The 16,247-nt window shown below is 72.3% G+C and carries 15 protein-coding genes; 6 read left to right on the plus strand and 9 right to left on the minus strand.

What is annotated here, in order from left to right; all coding sequences use genetic code 11:
• Positions 1-45: 45 nt before the first annotated feature.
• Together ACF07B_RS33930 and ACF07B_RS33935 are read right to left on the minus strand one after the other, a co-directional pair.
• Positions 46-540 carry an RNA polymerase sigma factor gene (locus ACF07B_RS33930; protein ID WP_369482527.1) on the minus strand — a complete coding sequence of 165 codons (495 nt, stop codon included), beginning with the start codon at positions 538-540 and terminating at the stop codon, positions 46-48.
• A 146-nt stretch (positions 541-686) separates the two neighbouring features.
• Positions 687-1,850, minus strand: coding sequence for a glycerophosphodiester phosphodiesterase (locus ACF07B_RS33935; RefSeq protein WP_392181751.1), 1,164 nt, complete (start codon positions 1,848-1,850; stop codon positions 687-689).
• A gap of 390 nt (positions 1,851-2,240) precedes the next feature.
• Between ACF07B_RS33935 and ACF07B_RS33940 the strand changes: the two genes are divergently transcribed.
• Positions 2,241-2,930, plus strand: coding sequence for a lysophospholipid acyltransferase family protein (locus ACF07B_RS33940; protein WP_369482529.1), 690 nt, complete (start codon positions 2,241-2,243; stop codon positions 2,928-2,930).
• A gap of 198 nt (positions 2,931-3,128) precedes the next feature.
• Here the strand turns inward: ACF07B_RS33940 and ACF07B_RS33945 are convergent, their stop codons facing one another.
• From ACF07B_RS33945 to ACF07B_RS33965, 5 genes are all read right to left on the minus strand, one after another.
• Entirely contained in the window at positions 3,129-4,646 is a 1,518-nt protein-coding gene (locus tag ACF07B_RS33945) for an MFS transporter (protein ID WP_392181752.1), read from the minus strand.
• On the minus strand, positions 4,643-5,194 hold the full coding sequence (locus tag ACF07B_RS33950) for a TetR/AcrR family transcriptional regulator (RefSeq protein WP_369482531.1): 552 nt from the start codon (positions 5,192-5,194) through the stop codon (positions 4,643-4,645). The genes ACF07B_RS33945 and ACF07B_RS33950 overlap by 4 nt, the downstream gene beginning before the upstream one ends.
• An 80-nt stretch (positions 5,195-5,274) precedes the next feature.
• Entirely contained in the window at positions 5,275-6,246 is a 972-nt protein-coding gene (locus ACF07B_RS33955) for an aldo/keto reductase (protein ID WP_392181753.1), read from the minus strand.
• A gap of 127 nt (positions 6,247-6,373) precedes the next feature.
• The gene (gene argH / locus ACF07B_RS33960) at positions 6,374-7,807 is read right to left on the minus strand and encodes an argininosuccinate lyase (protein WP_369482533.1); all 1,434 of its coding nucleotides are present in this window, start codon (positions 7,805-7,807) and stop codon (positions 6,374-6,376) included.
• Positions 7,808-7,939: 132 nt separating this feature from the next.
• On the minus strand, positions 7,940-9,133 hold the full coding sequence (locus tag ACF07B_RS33965) for an argininosuccinate synthase (RefSeq protein WP_369482534.1): 1,194 nt from the start codon (positions 9,131-9,133) through the stop codon (positions 7,940-7,942).
• A 283-nt stretch (positions 9,134-9,416) separates the two neighbouring features.
• Between ACF07B_RS33965 and ACF07B_RS33970 the strand changes: the two genes are divergently transcribed.
• The 3 genes from ACF07B_RS33970 to ACF07B_RS33980 all read left to right on the plus strand — a co-directional run bounded on the left by ACF07B_RS33970 (position 9,417) and on the right by ACF07B_RS33980 (position 11,673).
• Positions 9,417-10,250 (plus strand): hypothetical protein, encoded by an 834-nt coding sequence (locus ACF07B_RS33970; protein ID WP_392181754.1) that lies wholly within the window; start codon positions 9,417-9,419, stop codon positions 10,248-10,250.
• Between the two features lie 133 nt (positions 10,251-10,383).
• On the plus strand, positions 10,384-10,971 hold the full coding sequence (locus ACF07B_RS33975; RefSeq protein ID WP_369482535.1) for a pyridoxamine 5'-phosphate oxidase family protein: 588 nt from the start codon (positions 10,384-10,386) through the stop codon (positions 10,969-10,971).
• Between the two features lie 3 nt (positions 10,972-10,974).
• Positions 10,975-11,673 (plus strand): L,D-transpeptidase, encoded by a 699-nt coding sequence (locus ACF07B_RS33980; protein ID WP_392181755.1) that lies wholly within the window; start codon positions 10,975-10,977, stop codon positions 11,671-11,673.
• 40 nt (positions 11,674-11,713) lie between these two features.
• On the opposite strand, the gene ACF07B_RS33985 is transcribed toward ACF07B_RS33980, so the two are convergent.
• Positions 11,714-13,153: a sensor histidine kinase gene (locus ACF07B_RS33985; protein WP_392181839.1), complete on the minus strand. Its 1,440-nt coding sequence runs from the start codon at positions 13,151-13,153 to the stop codon at positions 11,714-11,716.
• Between the two features lie 86 nt (positions 13,154-13,239).
• A complete protein-coding gene (locus ACF07B_RS33990) occupies positions 13,240-13,929 on the minus strand; it encodes a response regulator transcription factor (protein ID WP_369482576.1) in 690 nt (229 codons plus the stop codon).
• A gap of 384 nt (positions 13,930-14,313) precedes the next feature.
• Between ACF07B_RS33990 and ACF07B_RS33995 the strand changes: the two genes are divergently transcribed.
• The gene (locus tag ACF07B_RS33995; RefSeq protein WP_392181756.1) at positions 14,314-15,675 is read left to right on the plus strand and encodes a ferric reductase-like transmembrane domain-containing protein; all 1,362 of its coding nucleotides are present in this window, start codon (positions 14,314-14,316) and stop codon (positions 15,673-15,675) included.
• Positions 15,676-15,682: 7 nt separating this feature from the next.
• Positions 15,683-16,177: an FMN-binding protein gene (locus tag ACF07B_RS34000; protein ID WP_384239101.1), complete on the plus strand. Its 495-nt coding sequence runs from the start codon at positions 15,683-15,685 to the stop codon at positions 16,175-16,177.
• Positions 16,178-16,247 lie beyond the last annotated feature (70 nt).

Here is a 16,247-nt window from a genome sequence, read left to right on the forward strand (position 1 = left end):
CTCCCGCTCACCTGTTCCGGTCGTCCCCCACTCCTATCCCCGTCGTCAGCGGGCCGCAACCTCCGGCGTCAGCAATCGGCGAAGACATCCAAGACATCGGGAACGTTCCGGACCAAGACTGCCCTGTGAGATACCCAACTCACCTGCGATCTCCTGGTAGGTGAGGTCCTCGGGGGAGAGCAGGGCGGCCATCAGGCGCGGGCAGCGGCCGGGCAGCCGGCGTACCGCCGCGTGCAGCTCGCGACGGCGGAGGGCGGTCATCGTCCGCTGTTCCGGGCCGGAGCCGCTGTCGTCCGCGGGCTCGGTGGCGTAGGGCTGCTCGACGCGGGCCCTGCGGCGGCTGCGGCGGGCCTCCGAGCGCACGGCCCGGCGCACCCAGCCATGCGGGTCGGCGGGCGGTCCCGTCGTGTCCAGGCGTTCCAGCAGCCGCAGCCAGACGGCCTGTTCCAGGTCGCCCCGCTCGGCGCCGGAGGCGTGGGCCTCCGCCGACGCCTCGGCGGCGAGCAGCGGGCGCAGGGTGGTCACCAGCTCGTGGGTCATGTGCGGCACGACGCGGCCGCCCCGGCACGAGGTTGCCGGGGCGGCCGTTTCTCACCCCATCCGGGGTGAGCGGGTCCTCCGTTGACGGAGGGCGGGCGTCCGTCCCGTCCCGTGCCCCGGCAGGGCGGCGGCCCGGAGCGGTGGCCTCATCGCCCGAGGAAGTCCGCGCGGGCCAGCACCGCGGTGTCCGCGTTGTCGGAGAACACACCGTCGATGCCTGTCTCGAAGTAGACCTTGAAGGCGCCGAAGGGGTCCCCGTAGGCGTCCACGGCGGTGCCCTCGCGGAAGTCCGCGGGCAGGAAGGGGTTCTCGTTGCGCATGGTGTAGGGGTGCAGGATCAGGCCCGCGCGGTGCGCGTCGGCGACGAGGGTGGTCGGCCGGGTGAGGTTGCCGGCCGCGTCCTTCGGGATGACCAGGTCGAGCGTGGGGCCGATGCCCTGCGCGTACGAGGCGATCCACTTCAGGCCCGCCGGCGTGACGAGGTCGGCGACCGTGCGGGGATCGCCCGCCGCGACGAAGTCCCACGGGCGGGTGTTCGCGGCCGAGAGCAGCACGACGAGCGGGTTGCCGACGAGCTGGTCCAGCCGCTGGACGCTGCTCGGCTCGAAGGACTGGAGGATGACCGGCGAGTCCTTCTTGTCCTTGCCGTACTTGCGCAGCAGTTTCGCGACCCGCTCCTCCAGGCCGAGGCCGAGGGACCGGAAGTAGGTGGGGTGCTTGGTCTCGGGGTAGATCCAGACCTGCTTGCCGCGCCTGCGGGTCTGCTCGTCCTGCCAGCGGAGCACCTCCTCGAAGGTGGGGATCTCCCAGCGGCCGTTGTAGAGGGTGTTGTGCGGGCGGTTCGCGGGGATGCGCTCGACGGCCCGCAGGGTCTTCAGCTCGGCGAGGGTGAAGTCCTCGGTGAACCAGCCGGTGGTGGCGACCCCGTCGAGGGTCTTGGTGGTCTTGCGGCCGGCGAACTCGGGGTGCGCCGAGACGTCCGTGGTCCCGCCGATTTCCGGCTCGTGACGGCATACGAGGTGGCCGTCCTTGGTGGGCACCAGGTCACCCGCTTCGACGACGTCGGCACCCAGGTCGAGGGCGAGCTGGTACGAGCCGAAGGTGTGCTCGGGGCGGTAGCCGCTGGCTCCGCGGTGACCGATGACGGTCGGTCTGGGCAGACTCCGGTAGCCGCCGCCTCCGTGGCGTTCGTCCGCGCTCGCCGTGCCGGGCAGGCCGAGGGCCGCTCCGCCCGCCCCGAGCACCGCGGCTCCCAGCAGCGTCCGCCGCGCCGTGCCCCGCTCGTGACCGTTCGACTCCTGCGCCCGCATGAGCGCTCCTCCCGCCGTAGGTGCCTGCCTGTCGAAGCGGGACGATCGTAGGTGTCCCCGCGTGACGGGAGGGAGACCCGCGGCGGAACAGTGGGTGACCTCGGATCCCCCGCAGGATGCGGAACATGACGGTCCGTCGGCGTCGGCAGGGCGGTCGGGGGTAGGCGTGAGAGGGAGGGGGGCGTACGGCCCTTCGCCGGGCGCTCACCCGTTCGCCGGTACCCGCGCGCGACGTCCGTCACACCGGACCGCCCCGGTGTCAGCCGCTCACGGGCACACAACCGCAGGTAAACGTAGGTCAACAGTGCGTATCCGGTCGATGAACCCGATGTGCAATCGACCGGGAACCGCGAGTATCGTCCTCACCTGCACAGACTCCATACCGACCCCTTGACACCGGAGGGCCCGTTGTCCCGCTTCGCGCTCATCAAGGCAGTGCTCGGAACGATCATGCGCCTGATGTTCCGCCTAAGGGTGGAAGGCGTGGAGCACATCCCCGGCAAGGGTCCCGTGATCCTGGCCGGCAACCACCTCACGTTCATCGACTCGATGATCCTTCCGCTGGTCTGCGACCGCCAGGTGTTCTTCATCGGCAAGGACGAGTACGTCACGGGCAAGGGCCTCAAGGGCCGGCTCATGGCGTGGTTCTTCACCGGCACCGGCATGATCCCGGTGGACCGGGACGGCGCCAACGGCGGTGTGGCCGCGCTGATGACCGGCCGCCGTGTCCTGGAGGAGGGCAAGGTCTTCGGCATCTACCCCGAGGGCACCCGCTCCCCCGACGGCCGCCTGTACCGCGGCCGCACCGGCATCGCCCGGCTCACCCTGATGACCGGCGCCCCGGTCGTCCCGTTCGCGATGATCGGCACCGACAAGCTCCAGCCGGGCGGCGCGGGCATGCCGCGCCCGGGCAAGGTCACCGTCCGCTTCGGGCCGGCCATGGAGTTCTCGCGCTACGAGGGCATGGACCGCGACCGGTACGTGCTGCGCGCCGTCACCGACTCCGTGATGACCGAGGTCATGCGGCTCTCCGGCCAGGAGTACGTCGACATGTACGCCACCAAGGCGAAGGCCGCCTGACCCGTCGGCCGCGCGAAGGCCTCCCGCTCTTCGCCCCGCGCCACGACATCGCGAACGGGTGGGCCCCGGCCGGAAGCTTCCGGCCGGGGCCCACCCGTTCGCGTGCCGTCGGAGCCTGCGCCCGGCCCCTCAGGACGGACCGGGCTCCGCCGAACCGCCCCGCGCCCGGGAACCTCGGCCGCGCCCCCGCGTCCCCTCCTACACCTCCAGCCTCTGGCCGCGCAGCAGGAACCAGGCCGCCACCGCGGTGGCGAGCAGGACGACCGCGCCCGCGGCGGAGGCGAGGGCCAGACCGTCCACGAAGGACTCCCTGGCCGCGGTCAGCAGCGCCTCGGCGGTGTGCTCGGGGAGGCTTCCGGCGGCCTCCACCGCTCCGCCCAGCGAGTCGTGCGCCTGGGCCGGCGTGCCCGCGGGACCGGTGAAGCCCGCGTAGACACCGGTCACGACGGAGCCGAGCAGGGCGATGCCCAGGGCCGCGCCGAGTTCGTACGCCGTCTCGGAGACCGCGGACGCGGCGCCCGCCTGCTCCTTGGGCACGGCGGAGAGGATGACGTCGGCGGTGACGGTGAACGAGAAGCCCGCGCCGACGCCGACGACCAGCAGGGCCGCGCCGAGCAGCGGATAGCCGGTGGACCGGTCCAGCACGGTGAGCGCGCCGAGCGCGAGACCCACCGCGGCGAGTCCGCCGGACACGACGGACCGCACGGAGAATCGCCGCGCGAACCGTCCCGCGACCAGACCCGCCGCCACCGCGCCCACGGCGGCGGGGACTTCGGCCAGTCCCGCCTCGAACGGCCCGCGTCCCTGCACGAGTTGCAGGTACTGGGAGAGGAAGAACACGAGCCCGGACATGCCGAGCACGGTGAACAGGTCGGCGAGCACCGCGCCCGAGAATCCCCGGTTGCGGAACAGGCGCACGTCCAACAGCGGCGCGGGAAGCGTCAGTTGGCGGCGGACGAACCAGAAGAGGGCGCCCGCGCCGAGCAGGCCCGCGGCGAGTGCCCCGCCGCCCGGCCCGTGCGCGGCGAGCTCCTTCACCGCGTACACCACACCGATGACTCCGACGAGCGAGAGCGTCACGCTGATCAGGTCCCAGGGCCCGGGGTTCGGGCTCTTCGACTCGGGGAGCAGCCTGCGCCCGACGAGGACGAGGACCACCATCACGGGAAGGTTGATGAGGAAGACCGAACCCCACCAGAAGTGTTCGAGCAGAAAGCCGCCCACCACGGGGCCCACCGCCGTGCCCGCGGAGGCCGTCGCGCCCCAGATGCCGATGGCGAGGCTGCGTTCGCGCGAGTCGTGGAAGATGTTGCGGATCAGGGCCAGGGTGGCGGGCATCAGGGTCGCGCCCGCGACGCCGAGCAGCGCCCGCGCCAGGATCATCGTCTCGGGTGTCGTGGCATAGGCGTTGAGCACGGATATCAGGCCGAACGCCGTGGCGCCGGCCAGCAGCAGCCTCTTGCGGCCGATGCGGTCGCCGAGGCTGCCCATGGAGACGAGCAGACCGGCGATGACGAAGGAGTAGACGTCACCGATCCACAGCAGCTGGGTGCCCGAGGGTTCGAGGTCCTCGCTGATGTACGGGGTCGCGAGGCCGAGAACGGTCGCGTCGACGGCCACCAGCAGCACGGCGAGGACGAGGACGCACAGCGCGAGCCAGCGGCCCGGACGCTTCGGCGTCTGCGTCACCACCGCCGGCCGCAGGGTGCTGGTCATGGTTCCTCTCTCCTGAGCGCGCCGCCGAGCAGCAGCTCGACGATCATGTGGTGGAAGTCCTTGGCCGCGACCCGGCCCTCGGCCACGGCCCAGGACGCCGAGGCCATCAGTCCGTAGAGCGCCTCGGTGAGCCAGGCGGGGCTGAGGTCGATGCGGAACTCGCCGCCCTGCTGGCCGCGCCGGAACAGCGCGGCCATCCGGGCGTCGAGCCGGGCCCAGCCCTCGTGCTGCCCGTCGCCCTCGAAGAGCTGGTTCTCCGTATAGAGGAAGGCGAGCAGTCCGGCCGCCTTCTCCAGCTCCCCCACCAGGCGGCGCACGGCCTCCTGGGCGGTGCCCTCGTCGAGACGGGCCGCGTCCAGGGCGGCCTCGCACTCCTCGATGCCGAGTGCCTCCAGCGCGCGTACGAGCGCGTCACGGCCGGCGAACTGGCGGTGCAGCGTGGCCCGGCTGATCCCGGCGGCCTTGGCGACCTCGTCCATCGTCGCGGTGGATTTCCGGGTGAGCAGGGCGGCTGCGCTGCGCAGCAGGTGATCACGGTCGACAGCCATGACGCAACAGTACTGCATATGAGACAACATTGTCTCATCCGGCGCGTGTACGTCTCACGATTCTGGACGCCCAGGGTTGCTCAGTGCCAGGGGAGCTGTCCGCGTAGGTCCCAGTACGCCCGGGGTTCCTCCACGAGGGCGGCGAGCCGGGCGAGCTGGTCGTCGTCGAGGTCGACGACCGCGGCGTGCAGGTTCGAGGCGAGCTGGTTGGCGGTGGCCGCCCCCGAGAGCACGACCCCGGACCAGGGCTGCCGCAGGATCACCGCGAGGGCGACCGCGTCGCAGCCGAGGGAGGTCTCCGCGGCGACGGCGCGCAGTGCCTCCGGCGCGCGGGGACCGGCGAGCCGGCCATTGCCCATGCCCTCCTTGACGATCACCGTGAGCCCGGCGTCGTGGGCCTCGGCGAGCGCCGGGGCGGCGGAGGTCTCCAGGATGTTGTACGTGGACTGGACGGTACGGAAGAGCGGCTCGCCGTCGACCGTGACGGCGAGCGCGGCACGGATCGTCTCCGCCTGGGCGGGTCCGCTGGTGGAGAAGCCGATCGACAGGCCCTGGGCGGCCGCGTCGGCGAGGGCCGCGTGCAGTTCCTTGTCGGTGAGCGCCGGGCTGTCCGGGGTCACCGAGTGGATCTGGTAGAGGTCGAGCCGGTCGCCGAGCAGCTCCGCGGTCTCGGCGCGCTGTCGCTCGTACATGGCGAGGCCGTGGTCCTTGACCTCGTGCGCCTCGGCGTCGGTGCGCCAGTCGGCCGTGTAGGCGTAGCCCCACTTGCTGCCGATGACGACGTCGTCGACGTCCGGGCGGCCCTTCAGCCAGCCGGCGAGGAACTCCTCGGAACGGCCGTAGGAGCGGGCCACGTCGAAGTAGCGCACGCCCTGGGCGTAGGCGGCTTCGAGGAGTTCGTGGGTGCGCTCGCGCAGGGCGTCGACACTGCGGTCGGCCGGGAGGTCCTCCTCGCGCCCGAGGTTGATGTAGCCGGGGCGGCCCACCGCGGCGAGCCCCAGGCCGAGGTGGGCGGTGGGAGTCGTCGCTGAGGCGAGACGTGCGAAGGGCATCGCGGCTCCGTTCGGTCGGCTCCTTTACGGCTCCCGGCCAACGTAACCCGCGACACCCTCCGTCGTCGGCACCCGCCCCCACCCGCGGACCGTGTCCGCTCCGCGGGCGGGGCAGGGTGGCGTCGCGCTACTTCTTCCGCCTGGCCGTCGCCCACGTCTGCTGCGCGGCGACGTCCGCCTTGATCTCGGCGAGCTGGACGGCGACGGCGCTCGGTGCCGTACCGCCGCGGCCGTCGCGGGAGGCCAGGGCTCCGGGGACGTCGAGGACGGTCCGCACCTCCGGCGTCAGGTGCGCCGAGATCTTCGCGAACTGCTCGTCGGTCAGCTCGTCCAGTTCCTTGCCGTCCGCCTCGGCGACCTTCACGCACTCGCCCGCGACCTCGTGCGCGACACGGAAGGGCACGCCCTGCCTGACCAGCCACTCGGCGATGTCGGTGGCGAGCGAGAAGCCGGCCGGGGCCAGCTCCTCCATGCGCTCGCGGTGGACGGTCAGCGTGGCCATCATCCCGGTGAAGGCGGGGAGCAGGACCTCCAGCTGGTCACAGGAGTCGAAGACCGGCTCCTTGTCCTCCTGGAGGTCGCGGTTGTACGCGAGGGGCAGCGCCTTGAGCGTGGCCATCAGCCCGGTCAGATTGCCGATCAGGCGGCCCGACTTGCCGCGTGCCAGCTCGGCGATGTCCGGGTTCTTCTTCTGCGGCATGATCGACGAGCCGGTGGAGAACGCGTCGTGGAGGGTGACGAAGGAGAACTCCTTCGTGTTCCAGATGATGATCTCCTCGGCGATCCGGGAGAGGTTCACACCGATCATCGCGGTGACGAAGGCGAACTCCGCCACGAAGTCCCGGGAGGCCGTGCCGTCGATGGAGTTGGCGACGCTGCCGTGCTCGAATCCGAGGTCCTTCGCCACCGCCTCCGGGTCGAGGCCGAGGGAGGAACCGGCCAGCGCGCCGGAGCCGTACGGCGAGACGGCCGTCCGCTCGTCCCACTGCCGCAGCCGTTCCGCGTCCCGGGACAGGGACTGGACGTGGGCCAGGACGTGATGCGCGAACAGCACGGGCTGGGCGTGCTGGAGGTGGGTGCGCCCCGGCATCGCCACGTCCGGGTGGGCCTCCGCCAGACCGATCAGCGCTTCCTGGAGGTCGGCGATCAGACCGCCGATGATCCGGGCGTGGTCGCGCAGGTACATCCGGAAGAGCGTGGCCACCTGGTCGTTGCGGGAGCGGCCGGCGCGGAGCTTGCCGCCGAGGTCGGGGCCGAGGCGCTCAAGGAGGCCGCGTTCCAGGGCGGTGTGGACGTCCTCGTCGGCGATCGTGCCCACGAAGGAGCCGTCGGCGACGTCCGACTCCAGCCGGTCGAGGCCCTCGGTCATGCGCGTGAGCTCGTCCTCGGTGAGCAGGCCCGCCTTGTGCAGCACGCGCGCGTGGGCACGCGAACCGGCGATGTCGTACGGCGCGAGGCGCCAGTCGAAGTGGACCGAGGCGGACAGCTTGGCCAGGGCCTCGGCGGGACCGTCGGCGAACCGTCCGCCCCAGAGCCGGACGTCACCGCTGTTGCTGCTCACTTGCGTTACTCCTCGAAAGGTGTGGATGTGCCACCGCCTCCCCACGCGTGCGTGAGGAGGCGGCTGCAAGGCTAGTGCTCGGGAGGCTTCGAGGCGGCGGACACGACACGGCCGCGCCAAGTCCCGTACGGCTTAACCCAGATCCCGCTTGGCGGCGATCTTCGACGACAGGCTGTAGATGTCGATGAAGCCCTTGGCCGCGGCCTGGTCGAAGGTGTCGCCGGTGTCGTACGTGGCGAGGTCGAAGTCGTAGAGCGAGGTGTCGGAGCGCCGGCCCGTGACGACCGCGCGGCCGCCGTGCAGGGTCATCCGGATGTCGCCGTTGACGTGCTGGCTGGCCTCGTCGATGAAGCCGTCCAGGGCGCGCTTGAGCGGGGAGAACCACTGGCCGTCGTAGACCAGTTCGCCCCAGCGCTGCTCGACCTGCCGCTTGTAGCGGGCGAGTTCACGCTCGACCGTGACGTTCTCCAGCTCCTGGTGCGCGGTGATCAGCGCGATCGCGCCCGGAGCCTCGTACACCTCACGGGACTTGATGCCCACGAGCCGGTCCTCGACCATGTCGATCCGGCCGATGCCCTGGGCGCCGGCGCGCTCGTTGAGCTGCTGGATCGCCTGGAGCACACTGACGGGCTTGCCGTCGATGGCGACCGGGACGCCCTGCTTGAAGGTGATGATCACCTCGTCTGCCTCGCGGTGCTCGGCCGGGTTCGAGGTGTACTCGTAGATGTCCTCGATCGGCGCGTTCCAGATGTCCTCCAGGAAGCCCGTCTCGACCGCGCGCCCGAAGACGTTCTGGTCGATGGAGTACGGGGACTTCTTGGTGGTGGCGATCGGGAGCTGCTTCTCCTCGCAGAACGCGATCGCCTTGTCCCGGGTCATCGCGTAGTCACGGACGGGCGCGATGCACTTGAGGTCGGGGGCGAGGGCGACGATGCCGGCCTCGAACCGCACCTGGTCGTTGCCCTTGCCGGTGCAGCCGTGGGCGACCGTGGTGGCGCCGTGCTTCTGGGCGGCGGCGACGAGGTGCTTGACGATCGTCGGCCGGGAGAGGGCGGAGACCAGCGGGTAGCGGTCCATGTAGAGGGCGTTGGCCTTGATCGCCGGGAGGCAGTACTCATCGGCGAACTCGTCCTTGGCGTCCGCGACCTCGGCCTCGACGGCACCGCAGGCGAGTGCTCGCTTGCGGATGACGTCCAGGTCCTCGCCGCCCTGGCCGACGTCGACCGCAACGGCGATGACCTCGGCGCCCGTCTCCTCGGCGATCCAGCCGATGGCGACGGAGGTGTCCAGACCGCCCGAGTAGGCGAGTACGACGCGCTCGGTCACGGGATTCTCCTCACAGTGCATTCGCTGACATGCATGAGTATGCAGCACTCTGCATGGTTCGTCAATCGCGGCCCGCGGGGCGGCGGAATCCTCCGGGCTCCGGGCGGCACGTTCCGCACGCACGCGGCCGACGAATCTCGCGGGGGCTTGAACACCCGAAACCGCTTTCGCGTATCTCCCGCTGAACGCAGGCGCCGCGTTCGCGCACGACAGGCACACGAACGACGGCCGACCGGACGAACACCGGCCGGTCGTCCGCCCCCGACCCGAGTGAGGATTCCGCATGTCCAGGGCTCTTCCGAAGTACAACAAGCGGCGCGTCGTGATGATCGGCGGAGCCTCCGCCGTCGTACTGTCCGCGGCGGTGATCGCCGGCAGCGCCCTGGCGGGCGAGTCGCACGACACCGCGCAGAACGCCACGACGAAGGCCGCCGCGAACACGGTGAACTGCCCGGCGGTCGCCCCGAGCCTGCCCGCGGTCCCCGCCTCCGCGAAGGCCGAGGTCGACCGCAACCTCGCCCTGCTGGACACCCAGATCGCCGAGGCGAACAAGCGACTGGCCGACACCGTCGGACAGGGCGGCGCGAACTTCGTCCAGAACGCGATCCTCGGCCCGCTCAAGGACAAGCGGGTCTCCACCATCGACCGCATCGCGATCTCCATCGGCCGCACCGCCGCCAAGCCGCAGGGTCTGGACGCGCTCGCGCCCTGCACCCTCGGCGCCGCGGGCGCGGCCGCCGGCGGTGCGGGCGCGGCCTCCACCGCGCCGAGCGCGCCGGCCACGGCACAGGCGGGCGGGGCCGACACCGGAGCGGGTGCCGCCGCCGGCACCATCACCTGCCCGGACGTCGCCTCGCGACTGCCCGCCGTGCCGGCCTCCGCGAAGGCCGAGGTCGACCGCAACCTCGCCCTGCTGAACACCCAGATCGCCGAGGCGAACAAGCGACTGGCCGACACCGTCGGACAGGGCGGCGCGAACTTCGTCCAGAACGCGATCCTCGGCCCGCTCAAGGACAAGCGCGCCTCCACCATCGACCGCATCGCGATCTCCATCGGCCGCACCGCCGCCAAGCCCACCGGACTGGACACCCTCGCCGCCTGCACGCTCAGCAAGTGATCCGAGCCGCGAACGACCGCCCCGCCGGCAAGGGCCGGGGCGGTCCGCGGGTTCCGGCGGTGCCCCTGAACGACGCCGCCGGGACCCGCAACCCCTGAGACAGGCGAAAGGTTTTCCCCGATAATCGTTAGACATGGGAAAGACCTATGAACGCATCGACGGCCGCCTCCGCACCTTCATCGAGGCACAGCCCCTCTTCTTCACCGCGACCGCGCCCCTGTCCGAGGACGGCACGGTCAACCTCTCCCCCAAAGGGCTCACCGGCTCGTTCGCCGTTCTCGACGAACTGACCGTGGCCTATCTGGACTTCGCCGGGAGCACCGCGGAGACCATCGCGCACCTGCGCGAGAACGGCCGGATCACCCTGATGTGGTGCGCGTTCCAGGGCCCGCCCAACATCGTGCGGGTGCACGGCCGCGGCGAGCCGGTCTTCCGCGACGACCCGCGCTTCGCGGAACTCCTCACCCACTTCGCCGGCATCGACCCGACCACGCACGGGCTGCGCGCGATCATCGTCGTGACGGCCGAGCTCATCCGCGACTCCTGCGGCTACGCGGTGCCCTACATGTCCTACGACGAGGACCGCGACCTGCACGGCAGGCGCTTCGCGCGCGAGGACGACGCCTCGCTGAGCGCGTACTTCACCAAGAAGGAGCACATCGCGACGAGCCTGGACGGACTTCCCGGGCTGCCGCTGCCGTTGCCCCCCAGTACGGTCTGAGCCATGCGCCTCGGAGCCGCCGCCCTCGCGTCCGTGTCCCTGCTCGCCCTGGCCCCGAGCGGGCCGCCGCCCGTCGCCGTACTGCCCTCGCGGCTGGCCGACACCGGCGGCGGGAGCCAGATCCTCACCGCCGAGGCACCGCGCGAGAGCGCGACCTCGGGGACCCTCACGTGGTGGGATCTGCGGGGCGGGCGCTGGGTGCGGGCCGGCTCCGCGCCCGCGCGGTTCGGGGCGCGCGGACTCGTCGAGGGCGGAGCCCGGCGCCAGGGCACGAACACGACACCCACGGGGCTGTACGAGCTGCCGTACGCGTTCGGGACCCGGGCGGCGCCGGACGGGACCTCGATGCGCTACCGCCGGGTGAACCAGGACTCCTGGTGGTGCCAGGACAACGCGTCCCGGTCGTACAACCGGTGGGCCGAGCCGCGCCCCGCGGACTGCCGGGCCGGGGAGTCGGAGCATCTGATCGCCTACGAGAAGCAGTACGCGTACGCCCTCGTCATCGGGTTCAACTACGCGCGGCCGGTGCGGGGGCGGGGCGCGGGGATCTTCCTGCACGTCGACGGGAGCGGGCCCACGGCCGGTTGCGTGTCCGTGCCGGCGGACGCGATGCGGCGGATCCTCGCGTGGGCCGATCCCGCGCGCAGGCCGCACATCGCCATCGGCACGACGGGCGGGACGACGGCGGTCACCCGGTACTGACGGCGCCGAGGGAGCGGCGGCGACCCGGTGGGGCCGTGGTTCAGGCCGCGGGGATGCCGACCGTGAACGTGGTCGCTCCCGGGCCGCTCTCCAGGGTGACCGTGCCGCCGTGTGCCTCGACCACGGCCGCGACGATCGACAGGCCGAGCCCGGCCCCGCCGCCGGAGCCGTCGGCGCGGCGGCGGTCCGCGCGGGTGAAGCGCTCGAAGACGCCGGGCCGGACCTCCTCGGGAACCCCGGGGCCGTCGTCGTGGACCCTCAGCACGGCCTCCTCGCCGGCCCGCTCCAGGGACACCGTCACCCGGGTGCCCGCGGGCGTGTGGACCCGCGCGTTGGCCAGCAGATTGGCCGAGACCTGCTGGAGCCGGTGCGCGTCGCCCGTCACGATCACCGGCTCCTCCGGCAGTTCCAGGACCCAGCGGTGGCCGGGGCCCGCCGCGCGGGCGTCGGTGACCGCGTCGAGGACGAGGTGGGTGAGGTCGACGGGAAGGCGTTCCAGAGGGCGGCCCGCGTCGAGGCGGGCCAGCAGCAGCAGGTCGTCGACCATCTCGCCCATGCGCGCGGACTCGGCGGCGATCCGTTCGAGGGCGCGCGTCACCTTCGGGGGCACCGGGCCGGGGTGCAGCAGTGCCAGCTCGGCGTGGCCGCGGACCGAGGCGACCGGGGTGCGCAGTTCGTGGCTGGCGTCGGCGGCGAAGGTGCGCAGCCGTTCCTCGCTCGCGTGCCGCTTGGTGAGCGCGTCCTCGACATGGCCGAGCATGCGGTCGAAGGCGCCGGCGACACGGCCCACCTCGCTGCGCGGGTCCGATCCGGGCGCCCGTGGGGGCAGTGCCACCTCGCCACTGGCGAGCGGGAGTTCGCTCACCCGGGTGGCGGTCGCGGCGACCCGGTTCAGCGGTCGGAACGACCAGCGCACCCACAGGGCTCCGGCGACCCCGGCGACCACGAGGGCCACGCCGAAGACCAGGGCGGCGACGAGTTCCAGACGGTGGACGGCCGCGTCGACCGGCTCCGTGGGCAGCCCGGTGACCAGCACGTCACCGTCCTTTCCGGGTACCGCGAGGACGCGGTAGCCGCCCAGGGCCGAAAGACGGACGGTGTGGGCCCGGCCGTCCACCGGCACCGCGGCCAGGACCGCCTCGTCGTGAGCGGTCGGATCCACGTTCCGCAGGGCCGTGCCGGAGCCTGGCGGCACAACGGCGGCGTTGGTGACGTCGTCGCCGACCAGGCGTGCTCCGAACGTGCCGGTGGCCTGACGCCGGGTGTCGCCGTGTTCGTCTCCGTCGTGGTCGGACGGCCTGCCGGACGGCATCGCCGAACCGTGCTCCAGGCTCGCCGCGAACCGCGGCCCGGCTTCCTGGAGCTGCTGGTCGAGGCGGCCGGTCAGGAAGCCGTCCAGCTCGTAGACCGCGGCCACGCCGACGGCCGCGCAGCTCACGGCCAGGAGCACCACGAGGCCGGCGGTGAGGCGGGCGCGCATCGTGCGGGGTCGCGGCAGCGCGCGCAGAGCCGCCGTGAGCCGGGCCCACCAGCGCCTGGCCCCGGCCCGGTCCCTCGTGTCGGGCTTCACCGGCCCACCACGGGCTTGATGACGTACCCGGAGCCCCGGACCGTGTGGATCATCGGGTCCCGGCCCGCGTCGACCTTCTTGCGCAGGTAGGAGATGTACAGCTCGACGACATGGGCCTGGCCCCCGAAGTCGTACGACCAGACGCGGTCGAGGATCTGCGCCTTGCTGAGCACGCGGCGCGGGTTGCGCATCAGGAAGCGCAGCAGCTCGAACTCGGTCGGCGACAGCTCGACCAGGTCGCCGCCCCGGGTCACCTCCCGGGCCTCCTCGTCCATCGACAGGTCCCCGACGACGAGCCGCGGGCCCTCGTCGGCACGGCGGGCCATACCGGCACGGCGCAGCAGTCCGCGCAGCCGGGCGACGACCTCTTCCAGGCTGAACGGCTTGGTGACGTAGTCGTCGCCGCCCGCCGTGATGCCGGCGATGCGGTCCTCCACCGCGTCCCGTGCGGTGAGGAAGAGGACGCAGACGTCCGGCAGCACGGTGTGCAGGTCGCGCAGCACGGCGAAGCCGTCGGTGTCCGGGAGCATCACGTCGAGGACGACGGCGTCGGGCAGCAGCTCGCGCGCCCTCGCGGCGGCCGAGGCGCCGTCGCAGGCGGTGCGGACCTCCCAGCCCTCGTAGCGCAGCGCGCCGGACAGGACCTCGGCCAGGTCCGGATCGTCGTCGACGACGAGGACACGCACGGAGGTGCCGTCGGGCCGGGTGAGCGAGGGCGGCCTGCCGGCCCCGCGGGACCGGACAGCACCGGCGCCGGGGTCACCGACGGCACGGGACACCGGGCGCCGGGGAGTACCGGGTGCCGGGTCACGGGGAGTACCGGGGGCCGGGTCGCGGAGAGCGCCGGAGTCCGGGTCCCGGGAGAGGCCGGGGGCCGGGTCCCGGGAGGGGTCGGGGTCTGGGGCGGGAGTGTTCATGTCGCCTTCCAGCATCGCTCCTCCCGGCGGCCGCTCCCCGCCCCGCGACCTCTGAGTTCCCTATGAGTCGGCGCGGAAGGGACCGGTTCAGAGCCTCCTCAGAGGTTCACCGCGCACAGTTCCTTCCGGACGGCACGAAAGAAGGGCGTACAGATGACCACGGTGTACGAGCGGGCGGCTCACCCGCGCACGAAGCGGGGAGGCGGGCGGCCCCGGCCCTCGCCCGCCGGGCCGCTGCTCGTCCTGCTGTGGGCGGGAGCGGCCGGAGTTCTCGCCCTGTGGTGGACCGACACACGGTCGGTGGTGGGCCTGGCCGGCTGGCTGACGGACGCCGGGCGGATCGCCGGGCTGCTGTGCGGCTACGGCTGCGCCGTCGTGGTGGCGCTCATGGCGCGGGTCCCGCTCCTGGAGCGGCGCGTCGGCTCCGACCGGGTGGCCCGCTGGCACGCCATGGCCGGCCGGTACACGATCTGCCTGCTGGTCGCGCACGTGACACTGATCCTCTTCGGCTACGCGGCCCAGGACGGGACCGGCATCGTCCACGAGACGCTCAGCGTGGTGTTCGACTATCCGGACATGCTCAAGGCGACGACCGGCACGGTCATCCTGTTCGCCGTCGGGATCACCTCGGCACGCCTGGCCCGCCGCCGGATCAGTCACGAGTTCTGGTACTACACGCACCTGCTGACGTACGCGGCGGTCTTCCTGGCCTTCTTCCACCAGCTCGCGCTCGGCTCCGACTTCGTCGGCGACGCGGCGGCGCGGGCCGCCTGGTACACCCTCTACCTCGGTACGGCCGGGCTCGTCGTGTGGTTCCGGCTGCTCGCCCCCGTACGGCTCAACCGGCGCCACCGGCTCCGCGTGGAGTCCGTGCACCGGGAGTCCCCCGGGGTCTTCTCCCTCGTGATCCGCGGGGAGCGCCTGGACGAACTGGACGCGCGGGCCGGCCAGTTCTTCCGCTGGCGCTTCCTCGCCGACGGAATGCGGTGGACCTCGACGCCGTACTCCCTGTCGGCACCGCCCCGTCCCGACCGGATGCGGATCACGGTGAAGGCACTCGGCGACCACAGCGCGGCCGTGGGAACGCTGCGCCCCGGCACCCGGGTGTGGGCGGAGGGACCCTACGGCTCGCTGACGGCGGACCGGAGCACGGCGCCGAAGTCCCTGCTGGTGGCGGGCGGTGTCGGCATCACACCGCTGCGCGCCCTGTTCGAGACCCTGCCCGGCCGGCTCACGCTCATCTACCGGGCGCGCACGGCCGAGGACCTGGCGCTGGGCGGCGAGCTGGAGGACATCGCGCGGTGGCGCGGGGCCCGCGTCCTGTACGCGCTCAACGCCGCCGACGGCACCCGGCCGCGGCTCACCGCCGAGTCGCTGCGCGAGACCCTGCCCGACATCGCCGAGCACGACGTCTATCTGTGCGGACCTCCCGCGATGGCGCGGGAGCTGTACGGGGAGCTGCGCGCGGCGGGTGTCCCCGACCGCCGAATCCACCACGAGTCGTTCGAGCTGTGAGGCCGCCGTGCACGCCCTGAAGAAGAACCGTCCGCTGCGCCGGGTGACGCTGGCGGCCGCCGCCACGGTCACCGGTTTCGTCCTGCTGCTGTCGCTGAAGCCGCACACAGCTCCGACAGCGGCCGACGCCGCGTCGTCCGCGGGCCGTTCCCCGTCCTCGTCCTCGTCCTCGGGAAGCTCCTCAGGGGACTCCTCGGGAGCGTCCGGGGGCTCGAAGAGCACGGGGACGGGGACCGTCACCGGCGACTCGGTGCAGACCCGTTGGGGACCCGTCCAGGTGCGGATCACGCTGAAGGACGGCAAGATCACCGAGTCCGCCGCGGTCGTCTATCCTTCGGACAATCCCAAGGACCAGGAGATCAACGGTTACGCGCTTCCACAGCTCAGGCGCGAGACGCTGGCCGCGCAGAGCGCCCAGATCGACTCGGTGTCCGGAGCCACGTACACCAGTGACGGATACAGGCAGTCGCTCCAGTCCGCACTGGACTCGGCGGGCCTCTGAACGCACGGGCGTCGTGGACCGTATCTCTGGGCCAGGGGGCCACTCCCCTCACCCCGTCTCTCCAGGACGA

Source organism: Streptomyces sp. NPDC015532, from assembly GCF_043078065.1.
Taxonomy (GTDB): Bacteria; Actinomycetota; Actinomycetes; order Streptomycetales; family Streptomycetaceae; genus Streptomyces.

Excerpts from the sequence above, each read along its gene's own strand:
- ACF07B_RS33995 (WP_392181756.1), top strand. The coding sequence starts at position 14,314 with ATGACCACGGTGTACGAGCGGGCGGCTCACCCGCGCACGAAGCGGGGA.
- ACF07B_RS33935 (WP_392181751.1), bottom strand. The coding sequence starts at position 1,850 with ATGCGGGCGCAGGAGTCGAACGGTCACGAGCGGGGCACGGCGCGGCGG.
- ACF07B_RS33950 (WP_369482531.1), bottom strand. The coding sequence starts at position 5,194 with ATGGCTGTCGACCGTGATCACCTGCTGCGCAGCGCAGCCGCCCTGCTC.
- ACF07B_RS33930 (WP_369482527.1), bottom strand. The coding sequence starts at position 540 with ATGACCCACGAGCTGGTGACCACCCTGCGCCCGCTGCTCGCCGCCGAG.
- ACF07B_RS33970 (WP_392181754.1), top strand. The coding sequence starts at position 9,417 with ATGTCCAGGGCTCTTCCGAAGTACAACAAGCGGCGCGTCGTGATGATC.
- ACF07B_RS33955 (WP_392181753.1), bottom strand. The coding sequence starts at position 6,246 with ATGCCCTTCGCACGTCTCGCCTCAGCGACGACTCCCACCGCCCACCTC.
- ACF07B_RS33975 (WP_369482535.1), top strand. The coding sequence starts at position 10,384 with ATGGGAAAGACCTATGAACGCATCGACGGCCGCCTCCGCACCTTCATC.
- ACF07B_RS33945 (WP_392181752.1), bottom strand. The coding sequence starts at position 4,646 with ATGACCAGCACCCTGCGGCCGGCGGTGGTGACGCAGACGCCGAAGCGT.
- ACF07B_RS33980 (WP_392181755.1), top strand. The coding sequence starts at position 10,975 with ATGCGCCTCGGAGCCGCCGCCCTCGCGTCCGTGTCCCTGCTCGCCCTG.
- ACF07B_RS33985 (WP_392181839.1), bottom strand. The coding sequence starts at position 13,153 with ATGCGCGCCCGCCTCACCGCCGGCCTCGTGGTGCTCCTGGCCGTGAGC.